The sequence below is a fragment of the Ruegeria sp. CF1 genome (assembly GCF_056537445.1).
In genome coordinates, this window is sequence record NZ_JBQFRN010000006.1 from 140,939 (window position 1) to 154,438 (window position 13,500).

Sequence of the window (13,500 nt, forward strand, 5' to 3'; positions counted from 1 at the left end):
TGAGGGCACCTTGGTCTATTGAACCGCGATAATAAACGTCACGCTGTGAGGGTCCAGCTTTGAATTTCCAAAAGATCAGATTGGCCGCTGGGCTGTACTTTATTGCCACCCCAATCGGGACGGCACGCGATATTACGCTCAGGGCGCTCGATGTTTTGGCCTCGGCAGACATGATTGCTGCCGAAGATACACGCAGCTTGCGACGTTTGATGGAAATCCATGGCGTGCCGCTCGAAGGGCGCCGCATATTGGCCTACCACGATCACAGCGGCGCGGGCGCGCGGGGAAAAATACTTGAGGCGCTGGAACAAGGGCAATCGGTGGCTTACGCGTCCGAGGCGGGAATGCCGCTGATCGCCGATCCCGGCTATGATTTGGGCCGTCAGGCGGCTGAGGCTGGGCACAACGTGACATGTGCTCCGGGACCGTCTGCTGTTTTGACGGCGCTGACATTGGCGGGGCTTCCCACGGATGCATTTTTCTTTGCCGGGTTCTTGCCCAATGCCTCTGGCGCACGGCGTTCACGAATCGAATCCCTGCGCAGCGTCCCCGGAACGCTTGTCTTCTATGAATCGCCGAAGCGCGTGGCTGCCTGCCTCTCTGATCTCGCGGATATTTTGGGTGGAGACCGACAGGCGGCCCTGTGCCGTGAACTCACCAAAAAGTTTGAAGAAACTCGCCGAGGGACGCTCGCTGATCTGGCAACAGAGTACGAGGGCTTATCGGTTAAGGGCGAGGTGGTTCTGCTTGTGGATCGCGCCCATTCGCAATCTGTTAAGGACTCTGACGTAGAAGAGGCATTGATAAAAGCATTGCAAACGCATTCGGTGCGTGATGCGGCAGATCTGGTGTCAGAGATGTTCAGCCTGCCGCGCCGTCCGATCTATCAGATGGCTCTGAAGCTGGGAAAGGGATGATATGGCACAGAGATCCGTTCGGGGTTCTGTATCTTATCACGCTGGACAATCCGCCGAACTTTGCGTGGCCGCCGAATACGTGCGACGGGGTTATTCAATCGCAAGACGCAGGTGGTGCGGTGCTGGCGGTGAAATAGATCTGATCGCGCGCAACGCAGATGGGTTGGTCTTCATTGAGGTTAAGAAAAGCCGTAGTTTTGACCGTGCAGCCGCTCGGATTAGTCGCCGACAGATGGATCGAATTTGCGCATCCGCTGCCCAGTTTCTTGAACAGGAGCCTGCTGGTCAGCTGACGAATACTCGGTTTGATGCGGCACTGGTTGATGACACTGGAACTGTTCAAATCATCGAAAACGCCTTTGGTTTGGACTGACCCCCATTGAACCCGTCAAGCCTCTGCGCCATGTATCGAGCGTGGAATTGAGGGATACACCATGAAGATCGCCTTTCAGATGGACCCAATCGGGGCCGTGGATATCAACGCCGACAGCTCTTTCCGTCTGGCAGAAGAGGCTCAGGTGCGCGGCCACCAGCTGTTTTTTTATGGCCCGGATCAACTGGCTTACCAGGAAGGCAAGATCACGGCGCGCGGCCATGACATGACGGTGCAACGAGTCGCTGGCAACCCGGCAGTGTTGGGCCCTGAGCGTGAAGTGGACCTTGCTGAATTTGATGTCGTCTGGCTGCGCCAAGACCCCCCGTTTGACATGCACTACATCACCTCGACCCATTTGCTTGACCGGCTAAAGGGGCAGGCCCTGGTGGTTAACGATCCGTTTTGGGTGCGAAACTATCCCGAAAAGCTGCTGGTTCTGGATTTCCCTGAACTGACTCCGCCCACCACGATTGCGCGGGATTTGCGAACCATCAAGGCGTTCAAGGAAAAGCATGGCGATATCATCCTCAAGCCGCTTTACGGCAACGGAGGTGCTGGCGTATTCCGTCTTGATGCGAATGACCGCAACCTGACATCGCTACATGAGCTGTTCACCGGCTTTTCTCGTGAGCCTCTGATCGCGCAGAAATTCCTGCCCGATGTGCGCAATGGCGACAAGCGGGTCATACTTGTCGATGGGGAGCCAGTGGGCGCCATCAACCGGGTTCCGGCTGAGGGCGAGACCCGCTCGAACATGCATGTGGGCGGGCGCCCCGAGAAAATCGGCCTGTCCGAGCGAGATATGGAAATCTGCGCTGCGATCGGACCGTTATTGAAGGAACGTGGTCAGATCTTTGTGGGGATCGATGTAATTGGCGACTACCTGACCGAGATCAACGTGACCTCACCCACTGGTATTCAGGAGCTTGAGCGGTTCAATAGCGTGAACATCGCCGAGAAAATCTGGCAAGCGATTGAGGCGAAACTTTAAGCTCCTGCTTTGGCGCTGATGCGAAAGCTCAGCGCCTCGGCGACATGGGGGCGGCGCACATCCGGCTCACCTTCGAGATCGGCAATGGTGCGGGCCACGCGTAGGATGCGGTGAAAGGCGCGGGCCGACAGGCCAAAGCGTTCCGCGGCTTTCAGTAATAGTTCTTTGCCCTGGGCATCAGGGGCGGCGATTTCTTCCAGCACATTGCCTTCGACATCTGCGTTTTGACGGGTATTTGGCGTGTCGCGAAAGCGATCTGCTTGTATGGCGCGCGCCGCTTCAACCCGCTCTGCGACGGTCGCAGAGCTGTCGCCGGTAGGCGGCAGGTCGAGATCGGTAAATCCGACCGGAGGGACTTCGATGCGCAAATCGAACCGGTCCATCAACGGCCCTGAGATACGCCCCAAGTAATCCTCACCACAGACCGGCGCGCGTGAACAGGCGCGGGACGGGTCCGTAAGGTATCCGCATTTACACGGGTTCGCGGCGGCTACCAGCATAAAGCGGCATGGGTATTTCACATGGGCGTTGGCGCGGGCGACCATTACCTCGCCGGTTTCAATAGGCTGGCGCAGGGTTTCCAAAACGGTACGCGGAAATTCGGGGAATTCGTCCATGAACAGGACGCCGTTATGCGCCAGTGATATCTCTCCGGGTTTCGCGCCTTTGCCACCGCCCACGATCGCGGCCATCGAAGCGGTATGGTGCGGCTCGCGAAACGGTCTGGCGCGGCTGATGCCACCTTCGTCCAGTAAGCCGCAAAGCGACTGGATCATCGATGTCTCTAAAGCTTCGACCGGGCTCAGAGGCGGCAAAATACTCGGCAGACGCGCCGCCAGCATGGATTTGCCGGAACCCGGTGTCCCGATCATGATCAAATGATGCCGCCCGGCGGCGGCGATTTCCAAGGCGCGTTTGGCGCGCTCTTGCCCCTTCACGTCCCGCAGGTCCCGTGCATTGGGTGATAGTTTCACTTCGCCCGGTGTCGCAGCGGGCAGCGCAGACTGACCGGTAAAGTGCCGCACCACATCCCCAAGCGAGCCCGCTCCGATCACCTGAGTGGCGTCAACCCACGCGGCTTCGGCGCTAGAGGCGCTGGGACAAAGCAAGCTGCGATCATCGGCGGCTGCAGTCATGGCAGCGGGCAGCGCGCCGACGACGGGTACCAGAGAACCATCCAAAGACAACTCGCCCAACGCGACAGCGCCCTCAGCAGCATCCGCTGGAATGATTTCCAACGCAGTCAACAAAGCGACGGCGATAGGCAGGTCGAAATGGCTGCCCTCTTTGGGCAGATCGGCAGGCGAAAGGTTAATCGTGATCCGTTTCGACGGCAGCGCGATCGCCATCGAACTTAGCGCGCTGCGTACCCGGTCCCGTGCTTCGGAGACTGCCTTGTCCGGCAATCCCACGATGGAAAAGGCCGGAAGGCCCGGTGAGACGGCGCATTGCACCTCGACCGGGCGGGCATCGACCCCTTGAAAGGCAACGGTGTGAGCACGGGCGACCATGGCAATCCTGTCCTTGGTTAACAGGACGTTGCTGCCATGGCTGCAGTTTAAGAATCGTTAACGTCAGCAACCATCGCCGTAAATTTCGGCCACGCCTCAGGGTCAGAAACGGTCTTGTCTCGGCAAAACGGATTACAAAAGCCCCAAATCTTGCCATCGAGTTCCAGATAGTCTTGTACAGGCTTGCCGGAATAGGGGCAGGCTGTGTTGACCGAGGGGCCTGTGCTGACTGCCAATGCCCCTGAATCCCCGCCAATTGGCCAGCTGTGTGCGGGACGGTCTTGCGGATACGGGAAGGGCTCATACGCGACCGTCATGCCCATGGCGCGCCATTGTCGAACTGCGATATCCGAGAGCAGGTGCATGCAGTATGCGCGATTGTCTTCGGAGACTGGCAGTCCGTAGCCAATAATTCGCGCAGCGACCGGCGTGTAGAAAACATCAGCCAGAGAATAGGCACCAAACAGCGGGCCCGACGCGGCGCCAGAGACCTTCCGTGCATGGGCCCAGAGGGTTTCGATCCGCTGCAAATCAGTCATCGTTTCAGGTGAAGGTTTGAACCCTTCCCAGCAATGTTTCAACTGCATGGGGCATTGCCCCCGTAGCGCTGTGAAACCGGCAACCATTTCAGCACAAAGCCACCGGGCTGTGGCGCGGGCGGAGCGGTCTGACGGCCAAAGCCCTGCTTCGGGATGGCGTTCTGCCAATGTCTCTGCCATCGCGAGGCTTTCGCCGACCACGGTTCCATCTGGAAGACGCAGCGCAGGAACAAGGCGCGCCGGGCCCAGTGGTTCCATATCTGCCGCCATGGTGCCGGAATAAAGGCCAATCATGTGGGTGCGGTATGGCAGGCCGAATTTCTCAAGCATTAGCCATCCGCGCATGGACCAGCTGGAGAACAACCGGTCACCGATAAAGAGATCATATGTCATACAGCAACGATGTCGGACAGAGACGCGTCGGTAAATCAGAGATTTGTGCGCACACTTATCACGGTCGGTGATTAATCCGACCTACGGTCCAACCATCGTTATGGCGCGTGATCTCGGTGACGGACAGGTTGTCGATGCGGTGACCAAACGCGTGTTGGGCGTCTACGTCCAGAGCGCGTTGGACCTGAGTCAGGATCACTCCGAAATGGGCGACCAGGACTAGGTCACATCCGGTATGGACCGCGATCAGGGTGTCGACGACCCTATCGACACGCGCGCGGACCTCATTCCAGCTTTCCCCGTTTGGAGGCCTGACCTCGCCCGGATTATCCCAGTAGGCAAAGCAAAGCTCGGGATCTTCCGCCTCGATCTCGGCGAAGGGGCGCATCTCCCAGTTGCCGAAATTAATTTCGCGCAGATCGCGGTGGTGCGGAAGGCGGAGTCGCGTGCCTTGAATGGCGCTGGCCGTATCGCTGGCGCGTGACAAGTCTGATGAGATTACGACGGCATTGGAAGGCAGATGCGCATCAAGCCGTGCAATCGCGGCCTCATCACTCAAGTCGGCAGGAAGGTCGGACCAGCCTGCCATAGTTTTAGCATGGGTGGGGCCGTGCCGTACCAAATGCAGGCGCGTCATAGGGGTTGCCCTTTGAGAACCAGCGGCAGCCCGGCCGCAACCTGCACCACCCGATCTGCCTGCGCAGCCAGAGCGATGTTCAGCCGTCCCTGAGCCTCACGAAACCGGCGGGAAAGGGCGTTGTCGGGGACGATCCCGTGGCCGACTTCGTTTGATACCACGACGATCTGGGCGGCACAGGTCTTCATCGCCTCAAGCAGTCCGGCCTGTGCTTCCTCTAGGTTATTCTCTGCCAGCAGGTGATTTGTCAGCCACATGGTTGCACAATCGATCAGGCAAATCTGATCATTTGTCAGCTTGGCGAGTTCCGGCGATAGATCAAATGGCGCTTCGATCGTCGTCCACCCGCTGCCGCGTTGTGCAATATGTTGCCTGATTTTTAGGCGCATCTCGTCATCAAACACTTGTGATGTCGCAAGGTAAACGCGACTTTTCCCATTTGAAACAGCAAGTTGCTCCGCAAAAGCAGATTTTCCGGATGCCGCGCCGCCCAAGATAAAGGTTAAATCGGCATGCACTTTTATTACCTTTCTGGTGATCCACCCGGTTTTGTCCTGCGTATCGATCACAAGTCGGCAAGGCAAGCCCGGCCCATCGCCTGTGATAAAAGGGGAGAATTGCATGGCACTCGACAACGCACATGATTTTTCGATGTCCCGGCAGGCAATGAAGGCCGAGCTGCTGGATGCGGAGACTGAATTGAAACTGGCCTATGCCTGGCGCGACGAACGCGATGAGCAGGCGCTGCATCGCCTCATTACGGCTTATATGCGGCTGGCGATATCAATGGCGGCGAAATTCAAACGCTACGGCGCGCCGATGAATGATCTGATTCAGGAGGCGGGACTGGGCTTGATGAAAGCCGCCGACAAGTTCGATCCGGATCGGGGTGTGCGGTTTTCGACGTATGCAGTGTGGTGGATCAAGGCCAGCATTCAGGATTATGTGATGCGCAATTGGTCGATGGTGCGCACTGGTTCGACCTCCTCCCAGAAATCGCTTTTTTTCAATATGCGTCGGGTACAGGCGCGTCTGGAGCGCGAAGCCGCAACTGAGGGGCTGGAGCTGGATCGCCATCAGTTGCATCAGAAGATTGCAGCCGAAATCGGAGTCCCGCTGCGAGATGTCGAGATGATGGAAGGCCGTCTGGCAGGGTCCGATTTCTCGCTGAATGCGGTGCAGTCTGCAGATGAGGACGGGCGCGAGTGGATTGATGCGCTGGAAGATGACAGCGAACAAGCCGCCGAGGTAGTAGAGAACAGCCACGACAACCAGCAACTGCGCGAATGGCTGGTGGCGGCGATGCAAGCTTTGAACGATCGCGAACGGTTTATCGTTCGCGAAAGAAAACTGCGTGAGCCTGCCCGGACGCTGGAAAGTCTTGGGAAAGAGCTTGGCCTGTCGAAAGAGCGTGTGCGCCAACTCGAGGCGGCAGCATTCACAAAGATGCGCAAGAACCTTGAAGCGCAATCGCGCGAGGTGCAACACTTCTTCGCATGAAACCTCTTGCGATTCTTACAGCTTTTGGGTTGCTCGCCACTTTGCCTCAATCGGTTCGAGCTGCTGAATTTATCCCTCAGGACGTGTTGGCCGACATGCGGGCCGCGGATGTCGTCATTCTGGGCGAGATACATGACAACCCTCAGCATCATCTGGTCCAAGCCGAAGCAGTTGAGGCAATCACGCCCACGGCGGTTGTCTGGGAGATGGTGACCGAAGAAGGTGCTCAGCGGTTGGCTCAAAAAGCGGCAACCAATCCCGAGGAGCTGTCCCGAATTCTGCGCTGGGCAGAATCCGGCTGGCCGCCTCTCAGAATGTACTACCCCATTTTTCAGGCCGCGGATGTGCCGGTGTATGGCGCGATGGTTCCGCGTGAAGCGGCCCGCGCTGCGATGGAACGCGGGGCGGCCACAGCGTTGGGGGCTGATGCGGCCAGATATGGATTGACTGTACCTCTGTCGGATGAAGATCAAGCCGCACGCGAGGCTGATCAACTGGCGGCACATTGCGACGCATTGCCCGCTGAAGTTCTACCGCAGATGGTCGCCATTCAACGTCTGAGGGACGCTGTGTTGACCCGAGCCATTCTGCGCGCCACCGACGAAACTGGTGGGCCTGTCGCGGTCATCACTGGCAATGGCCATGCCCGCAAGGATCGCGGAATTCCGACTTTTCTGTCGCGACTGCGCCCCGGTTTGAAGGTCTTTGTGCTTGGACAATCCGAAGATGGGGTCGTGAGCGGGGATTTTGATGCTGTTATCGATAGCCCCACAGTCGAGCGAGAAGACCCCTGCAAAGCCTTTGAGGTGCAGAATTAACTGCTGGAACTGCCCGCCAGCGTTGCCTAATGTCAGGGCCGACCGGGACGGGAAGGGCGAGCCATGCTGTCATCGAAACGTATTCTGCTGATTATCGGCGGTGGGATTGCGGCCTACAAGTCGCTGGACCTGATCCGGCGGTTGCGGGAACGTGGTGCGGCGGTCACGCCGGTTTTGACGCGTGCTGCCGAAGAATTCGTAACTCCGTTATCCGTGTCTGCCCTGGCCGGTGAAAAGGTCTATCGAGATCTCTTTGATCTGACCGATGAAGCTGAGATGGGTCATATTCAGCTTTCCCGTTCGGCTGATCTGATCGTGGTTGCTCCGGCAACGGCCGATCTGATGGGTAAGATGGCAGGCGGGTTGGCTAATGATCTGGCCTCGACCCTTTTGATGGCGACCGATACGCCGGTTCTGTGTGCGCCTGCGATGAATGTCCGCATGTGGGAGCATCCCGCAACCCGGCGCAACCATGCGCAACTGGAAGCAGACGGGATGCGATTTGTCGGCCCGAACGAAGGCGATATGGCCTGCGGTGAATACGGTCCGGGCCGCATGTCGGAACCGCTTGAAATTGTCGCGGCGATCGAGGCGCAGTTCGGGGATGGGCCTTTGGCTGGCAAACGTATTCTGGTGACATCGGGTCCGACATATGAACCAATTGATCCGGTACGATACATCGCCAACCGATCGTCGGGCGCTCAGGGAACAGCTGTTGCACGCGCGCTATCTGCGCTGGGGGCCGATGTTACATTTATCACGGGTCCGGCTGACGTGCCTCCTCCAGACGGCGTGAAGGTCGTGCGTGTAGAGACCGCGCTGCAAATGTCGGATGCGGTCGACGCAGCGCTTCCGGTGGATGCGGGGGTATTTGCAGCTGCAGTGGCCGATTGGCGGGTATCCAGTGCCTCGGACCGGAAGCTGAAGAAAAGCCGCGACGGGGTGCCCGCGCTAGAGTTTGCCGAGAATCCCGACATTTTGAAGCGCATCGCGCGAATGGGAAGTGGCAGGCCCGTTTTGGTAGTGGGTTTTGCCGCCGAAACAGACAACGTGATCGAACATGCTACGGCCAAACGTGCCCGCAAGGGATGTGACTGGATCGTTGCGAATGATGTCAGCCCCGCGACAGGTATCATGGGCGGTTCTGAGAATGCGGTGATCCTGATCTCAGAGCAAGGTGCCGAAGAATGGCCGCGTATGGGCAAAGATGATGTGGCAAAGCGGTTGGCAGCCAAGATCGCTGGCGCGCTGACCAGATAACAGCCATAAAGACAAGAGGTGCAGGTATGGTGGCAATTCGCGTGATCCGAGAGGAGGGGGCTGACCCGTTGGTGCCATTGCCTTCCTACGAAACCGCGGGTGCTGCCGGGGCGGATGTGCGCGCCAATCTGCCGGATGGTGAGTCTGTTATTCTTGAACCGGGCCGTCGTGCGCTGATACCGACAGGCCTTAGGATCGAAATTCCGCAGGGGTTCGAGGTTCAGGTGCGTCCACGATCGGGCCTTGCCTTGAAACACGGGATCACCTTGCCCAACACTCCGGGTACAATCGATAGCGACTATCGCGGGCCATTGGGCGTGATCGTGATGAACGCGGGTCAGGAACCGTTCGAGATTACGCATGGCGAACGTATCGCGCAACTGATCGTCGCACCGGTGGTGCAGGCCATGTTCCAGGACGTTGAGGCACTGACCGAGACTGATCGCGGCGCGGGCGGGTTCGGTTCAACCGGGCGGGGCTGATGCTGCTGGTTCTGATCCTTGCTGCCGGGCTATGGGGTGTTGGCTATATTGCCGGGGTGTCGCGCAGCGCGCGGCTGGTTTCTGTTGGCGCGCTCCTGACAGGCGTGATTATTGCTCAACTTCTGCTGCCCGAGGGTAACCCGTTGCGTCAGGCAACCGGCGGGTCGGCAGCGATGTGGCTGATCCTCGCTGGAGCGGCTGTGCTGGTGCTGCTTTATGGGCGGGGTTTGAAGGCGTTGCGAAATCGCGCCGCGTCCGGCCAGACGTCGGAGCCCGCCAAGCCATCCGATCAGTTCAGCGAGACCGAGCTTGAACGCTATGCCCGCCACATCGTTCTGCGTGAACTGGGCGGTCCCGGCCAAAAGCGAATGAAACAGGCGCGGGTGCTTGTGATCGGGGCCGGGGGCCTTGGCGCACCCGCCCTGCAATATCTGGCCGCCGCCGGAGTGGGAACAATCGGCGTAATCGACGATGACGAGGTCGAGAACGCGAACCTGCAGCGGCAGGTTATTCACCGCGATGCTGATATCGGTATGCCCAAGGTGTTTTCAGCCCAGCAGTCTATGTTGGCGCAGAATCCCAATGTGATTGTCTTGCCTTATCATCGCCGTCTGACCGAAGAGATTGCAACAGATCTGTTCGCTGATTTCGATTTGATCCTTGATGGCACTGACAATTTCGATACCCGCTACCTGGCCAACCGAACGGCCGTTGCGTTGGGCAAACCGCTGATCTCGGGGGCGCTTTCGCAATGGGAAGGGCAGCTGAGTGTGTTCGATCCCGCCACAACCGGCCCGTGCTATCAGTGCATTTTCCCCGAAGCGCCTGCCGCCGGCCTTGCACCTTCTTGCGCCGAAGCTGGAGTAATCGGCCCACTGCCGGGTGTGGTCGGCTCGATGATGGCGGTTGAGGCGATCAAGGTGATCACCGGCGCCGGGCAGGCATTGCGAGGTGAGATGTTGATCTACGATGCGCTATACGGCGAAAGCCGCAAGATCACCCTGGCGCGTCGCACCGATTGCCCGATCTGCGGGGCATCTCATTAAGGTGGGCTCAAATTTTCGGGTAGCTCTGGATCATTTCGACGGACGGTCTTAGCTATGAGGCCAAAGGAGACCTCAATGACCAATCCGATCCTTTCAGACTGGAACACGCCTTTCGAAATCGCACCGTTTGACACAATCTCGGATGATGATTTTTCCCCCGCGCTGAAACAGGCGATGCACGCACATGATGCCGAGATTGAGGCGATAGCAGCGAGTCCGGACACGCCCACATTCGCCAATACGATCGAAGCGCTGGAGGCTGCAGGCGAGCAGATGGATAAGGTTCTGTCGGTCTTTTTCACCGTTGCAGGTGCGGACAGCAACCCCAAGCGTGAAGAACTGCAACGCGAATTTTCGCCCAAGCTGGCGGCACACTACTCGCGCATCTCATCAAACAAAGCACTGTTTAAGCGCGTGGCGGATTTATGGGACCGGCGCGATAATCTGGACCTGACCGATGAACAGGCGCGCGTTTTGATGCTGTCTCATCGCGGGTTCGTGCGGGCGGGGGCGGCGTTGACCGGCGACGACGATGCGAGAATGCAAGAGATCAAGGCCCGTTTGGCGTCTCTGGGCACGTCCTTCACGCAGAACTTGCTGGCGGATGAACGCGACTGGTTCATGGATTTGACCGAAGAAGACCTGCAAGGCTTGCCGGACTTTGTTATCGATGCAGCGCGCGCAGCGGGTCAGGAAAAGGGGGCGGATGGCCCGGTGGTGACCCTCTCTCGGTCGATTATCGTGCCCTTTCTGCAATTCTCGCCCCGCCGGGATTTGCGTGCAAAGGCTTATCGCGCGTGGACTGCACGGGGGGCAAATGGAGGTGAGACCGACAACCGCGAGATTGCGGCGGACATCCTGCGCCTGCGCGAAGAACGCGCCAAGCTGCTGGGGTATGCCAGCTTCGCCGCCTACAAGCTTGAGACCGAGATGGCCCGCACACCAGATCGCGTGCGAGAGCTGCTGCTGGATGTGTGGGAGCCCGCCAAATCCCGCGCCGACGCAGATGCCGAGGTGCTGACGGCAATGATGCAAGAGGATGGCGTAAATGGCCCGCTGGAGGCGTGGGATTGGCGCTACTATGCCGAGAAACGCCGCAAGGCCGAACATGATCTCGATGAAGCGGCGCTGAAGCCGTACCTGCAACTGGACCGGATGATCGAGGCGTCTTTCGCCTGCGCCACACGGCTGTTCGGGCTGGAGTTCGCGCCGCTTGATGTGCCGCTCTATCATCCCGATTGCCGTGCATGGGAGGTGACCCGTGACGGGCAGCATATTGCGGTGTTCATCGGTGACTACTTTGCACGCGGATCGAAACGGTCGGGTGCATGGTGCAGCGCAATGCGCGGGCAGGCGAAATACCCGAAAGAACAGGCTCCGGTCGTGATCAACGTCTGTAACTTTGCCAAAGGTGAACCAGCGCTTTTGTCCTATGATGACGCCCGAACGTTGTTTCACGAGTTCGGCCATGCCCTGCACCAGATGCTGTCCAATGTGACCTATGAGAGTATCTCGGGCACCTCGGTGGCGCGTGATTTCGTTGAACTGCCCAGCCAGCTTTACGAACATTGGCTGGAAGTGCCCGAGATATTGGCTGAGTTCGCCACTCATGCCGAAACGGGCGCATCGATGCCGCAAGAGATGTTGCAGAAGGTGCTACAGGCCGCCAATTTCGATCAGGGGTTCCAGACGGTGGAATATGTTGCCTCGGCCCTGGTCGATCTGGCGTTTCATGAGGGGGCTGCCCCCGCTGATCCGATGGAGAAACAGGCCGAGGTGCTGGCCGAAATCGGCATGCCTCGGGCCATTGGAATGCGCCACGCCACCCCGCATTTCGCCCATGTCTTTGCGGGCGACGGTTATAGCTCGGGCTATTACAGTTATATGTGGTCCGAAGTCATGGATGCCGACGCCTTTGCCGCCTTTGAAGAAGCGGGCGGTGCGTTTGATCCCGAACGCGCCAAGGCACTGGAGGAACACATCCTGTCAACTGGCGGATCCCGCGAGGCGGAAGAGCTGTATCTGGCCTTCCGTGGACGTCTGCCTGGCGTCGAAGCCTTGCTCAAAGGCCGCGGGCTGATCGCGGCCTAGTACCCAAGCTTTCGGTCGACGAGGTGGAGAAAGGGTTCACCCGCTTCACCTCGGCGAATGTTCTCGCAGATCACCTGAGCCGCGGTAACAGGTCTGGTTTCCGAGGCTATATGTGGCGTCACCGTCACACTGGGATGTGCCCAATAGGGATGCTCGGTCGGCAGGGGTTCGGTGCGGAAGACATCCAGCGTGGCGTGCCCGACCTGCCCTGAATTCAGCGTGGCCAGCAGGGCCTCATCATCGATAAGCGGCCCGCGACCCGGGTTGATGATCTTGGCCCCTTCCGGCAACAGCGCCAGTGTTTCGGCGTTGAGCGTGTTTTCGGTCGCCGGAGTATCTGGCAGCAGCAAAACCACTATCTCGGCCTGGGACAGTGCATCGCGCAGCCCGTTCTTACCATGCAGACAGGTCACGCCGGGAATAGTCTTGGCGGTACGGCTCCAACCGATGACATGGAAATTCAACGCTGCCAACGCGTGGGCCGATGCTTCACCCAATGCGCCCAAACCCAAGATGCAGACGGTGCGTTGCTGGGCCAGTGGTGGCGCATCAGGTGTCCAGACCCCATCCTGTAGCGTAATGTGTTGGTCCATCCCAAGGTGATAGCGCAGCACATGGCCCACCACCCATTCCGTCATGCCTTGCGTTAACCCCCCGTCAACCATACGCGCCAGCGGAACGGTCAAGGTTTCATTGCCCGAGATTTTCTCAACCCCCGCCCAGAGGCTCAGCACTGCCTTGAGCCGTGTGAAGGGGGTGAAATCCTGCACCCCTCCGTTCGGGGCGTAAACGATGTAGTCGACCTGATCTGCAGGGATGTCCGTGGCCAGATGAAAATCTAGCCCTGCGTCCGACAAGTATTGATGCATCAGAGCTTCATACTCAGGCCACAACTCAGGGCGCGCGGAAAACAGGACATTCACGGGCATGGAAAACCTT

14 protein-coding genes are annotated in these 13,500 nt (G+C 58.7%); 9 read left to right on the top strand and 5 right to left on the bottom strand.

Features of this window, described 5'->3' with window-relative positions:
* Positions 1-59 precede the first annotated feature (59 nt).
* From rsmI to gshB, 3 genes are all read left to right on the top strand, one after another.
* The gene (gene rsmI / locus ACRZ96_RS12730; RefSeq protein WP_170395867.1) at positions 60-917 is read left to right on the top strand and encodes a 16S rRNA (cytidine(1402)-2'-O)-methyltransferase; all 858 of its coding nucleotides are present in this window, start codon (positions 60-62) and stop codon (positions 915-917) included.
* Between the two features lies 1 nt (position 918).
* On the top strand, positions 919-1,290 hold the full coding sequence (locus tag ACRZ96_RS12735; RefSeq protein WP_223117558.1) for a YraN family protein: 372 nt from the start codon (positions 919-921) through the stop codon (positions 1,288-1,290).
* Positions 1,291-1,351: 61 nt separating this feature from the next.
* Positions 1,352-2,284, top strand: a complete 933-nt coding sequence (gene gshB, locus ACRZ96_RS12740) for a glutathione synthase (protein ID WP_480707143.1) — start codon at positions 1,352-1,354, stop codon at positions 2,282-2,284.
* Here gshB and ACRZ96_RS12745 read toward each other — a convergent pair.
* The 4 genes from ACRZ96_RS12745 to cobU are packed head-to-tail and all read right to left on the bottom strand — an operon-like array spanning position 2,281 to position 5,882.
* A complete protein-coding gene (locus tag ACRZ96_RS12745) occupies positions 2,281-3,795 on the bottom strand; it encodes a YifB family Mg chelatase-like AAA ATPase (RefSeq protein ID WP_170513000.1) in 1,515 nt (504 codons plus the stop codon). The genes gshB and ACRZ96_RS12745 overlap by 4 nt on opposite strands.
* Before the next feature lie 47 nt (positions 3,796-3,842).
* Positions 3,843-4,727 carry a glutathione S-transferase N-terminal domain-containing protein gene (locus ACRZ96_RS12750; protein WP_480814697.1) on the bottom strand — a complete coding sequence of 295 codons (885 nt, stop codon included), beginning with the start codon at positions 4,725-4,727 and terminating at the stop codon, positions 3,843-3,845.
* A gap of 58 nt (positions 4,728-4,785) precedes the next feature.
* Positions 4,786-5,364, bottom strand: coding sequence for a histidine phosphatase family protein (locus ACRZ96_RS12755; protein WP_480814698.1), 579 nt, complete (start codon positions 5,362-5,364; stop codon positions 4,786-4,788).
* Positions 5,361-5,882, bottom strand: coding sequence for a bifunctional adenosylcobinamide kinase/adenosylcobinamide-phosphate guanylyltransferase (gene cobU, locus ACRZ96_RS12760; RefSeq protein WP_480814719.1), 522 nt, complete (start codon positions 5,880-5,882; stop codon positions 5,361-5,363). The genes ACRZ96_RS12755 and cobU overlap by 4 nt, the downstream gene beginning before the upstream one ends.
* A gap of 103 nt (positions 5,883-5,985) precedes the next feature.
* On the opposite strand from cobU, the gene ACRZ96_RS12765 reads away from it, so the two are divergent.
* From ACRZ96_RS12765 to ACRZ96_RS12790, 6 genes are all read left to right on the top strand, one after another.
* Positions 5,986-6,864, top strand: coding sequence for an RNA polymerase factor sigma-32 (locus ACRZ96_RS12765; RefSeq protein WP_170423772.1), 879 nt, complete (start codon positions 5,986-5,988; stop codon positions 6,862-6,864).
* Positions 6,861-7,682, top strand: coding sequence for a ChaN family lipoprotein (locus ACRZ96_RS12770; protein WP_480814699.1), 822 nt, complete (start codon positions 6,861-6,863; stop codon positions 7,680-7,682). The genes ACRZ96_RS12765 and ACRZ96_RS12770 overlap by 4 nt, the downstream gene beginning before the upstream one ends.
* A 63-nt stretch (positions 7,683-7,745) precedes the next feature.
* Positions 7,746-8,942, top strand: a complete 1,197-nt coding sequence (coaBC, locus tag ACRZ96_RS12775; protein WP_480814700.1) for a bifunctional phosphopantothenoylcysteine decarboxylase/phosphopantothenate--cysteine ligase CoaBC — start codon at positions 7,746-7,748, stop codon at positions 8,940-8,942.
* A 26-nt stretch (positions 8,943-8,968) separates the two neighbouring features.
* A complete protein-coding gene (dut, locus tag ACRZ96_RS12780; protein ID WP_170408302.1) occupies positions 8,969-9,424 on the top strand; it encodes a dUTP diphosphatase in 456 nt (151 codons plus the stop codon).
* Positions 9,424-10,470 (top strand): HesA/MoeB/ThiF family protein, encoded by a 1,047-nt coding sequence (locus tag ACRZ96_RS12785; RefSeq protein ID WP_480707151.1) that lies wholly within the window; start codon positions 9,424-9,426, stop codon positions 10,468-10,470. Before dut ends, ACRZ96_RS12785 begins: the two co-directional genes overlap by 1 nt.
* 75 nt (positions 10,471-10,545) lie before the next feature.
* A complete protein-coding gene (locus ACRZ96_RS12790; protein ID WP_480707153.1) occupies positions 10,546-12,561 on the top strand; it encodes a M3 family metallopeptidase in 2,016 nt (671 codons plus the stop codon).
* On the opposite strand, the gene ACRZ96_RS12795 is transcribed toward ACRZ96_RS12790, so the two are convergent.
* Positions 12,558-13,490: a 2-hydroxyacid dehydrogenase gene (locus ACRZ96_RS12795; protein ID WP_170626147.1), complete on the bottom strand. Its 933-nt coding sequence runs from the start codon at positions 13,488-13,490 to the stop codon at positions 12,558-12,560. The two genes, ACRZ96_RS12790 and ACRZ96_RS12795, sit on opposite strands and share 4 nt — an antisense overlap.
* Positions 13,491-13,500 lie beyond the last annotated feature (10 nt).

Bases quoted from the DNA above. Each gene is read 5' to 3' on its own strand.
- gshB (WP_480707143.1), top strand. From the start codon at position 1,352: ATGAAGATCGCCTTTCAGATGGACCCAATCGGGGCCGTGGATATCAAC.
- ACRZ96_RS12785 (WP_480707151.1), top strand. From the start codon at position 9,424: ATGCTGCTGGTTCTGATCCTTGCTGCCGGGCTATGGGGTGTTGGCTAT.
- ACRZ96_RS12765 (WP_170423772.1), top strand. From the start codon at position 5,986: ATGGCACTCGACAACGCACATGATTTTTCGATGTCCCGGCAGGCAATG.
- ACRZ96_RS12755 (WP_480814698.1), bottom strand. From the start codon at position 5,364: ATGACGCGCCTGCATTTGGTACGGCACGGCCCCACCCATGCTAAAACT.
- ACRZ96_RS12745 (WP_170513000.1), bottom strand. From the start codon at position 3,795: ATGGTCGCCCGTGCTCACACCGTTGCCTTTCAAGGGGTCGATGCCCGC.
- ACRZ96_RS12770 (WP_480814699.1), top strand. From the start codon at position 6,861: ATGAAACCTCTTGCGATTCTTACAGCTTTTGGGTTGCTCGCCACTTTG.
- ACRZ96_RS12750 (WP_480814697.1), bottom strand. From the start codon at position 4,727: ATGACATATGATCTCTTTATCGGTGACCGGTTGTTCTCCAGCTGGTCC.
- ACRZ96_RS12790 (WP_480707153.1), top strand. From the start codon at position 10,546: ATGACCAATCCGATCCTTTCAGACTGGAACACGCCTTTCGAAATCGCA.
- coaBC (WP_480814700.1), top strand. From the start codon at position 7,746: ATGCTGTCATCGAAACGTATTCTGCTGATTATCGGCGGTGGGATTGCG.
- ACRZ96_RS12735 (WP_223117558.1), top strand. From the start codon at position 919: ATGGCACAGAGATCCGTTCGGGGTTCTGTATCTTATCACGCTGGACAA.
- ACRZ96_RS12795 (WP_170626147.1), bottom strand. From the start codon at position 13,490: ATGCCCGTGAATGTCCTGTTTTCCGCGCGCCCTGAGTTGTGGCCTGAG.
- dut (WP_170408302.1), top strand. From the start codon at position 8,969: ATGGTGGCAATTCGCGTGATCCGAGAGGAGGGGGCTGACCCGTTGGTG.